Annotated in this window: 1 protein-coding gene; it reads left to right on the forward strand. The window is 41.9% G+C overall.

Features of this window, described 5'->3' with window-relative positions; translation table 11 throughout:
* The coding region (locus tag LMB56_RS01970) for a hypothetical protein (protein ID WP_229287857.1) at window positions 1-227 on the forward strand (227 nt) is incomplete at both ends.

A 227-nucleotide genomic window follows, 5' to 3' on the forward strand; every position in this document is an offset into this window, starting at 1 on the left:
TCACTCATCGAGACGGAATTACTTAAGCTCTCACTCATTGAGACTGAGTTACTGAGGCTTTCACTCATGGAAACGGAGTTACTTAAACTTTCGCTCATCGATACTGAGTTACTTATACTCTCGCTCATCGAGACGGAATTACTTAAGCTCTCACTCATTGAGACTGAGTTACTGAGGCTTTCACTCATGGAAACGGAGTTACTTAAACTTTCGCTCATCGATACAGA

Origin of the sequence: Limosilactobacillus reuteri, from assembly GCF_020785355.1 — a bacterium.
Classification (GTDB): Bacteria; Bacillota; Bacilli; order Lactobacillales; family Lactobacillaceae; genus Limosilactobacillus; species Limosilactobacillus reuteri_I.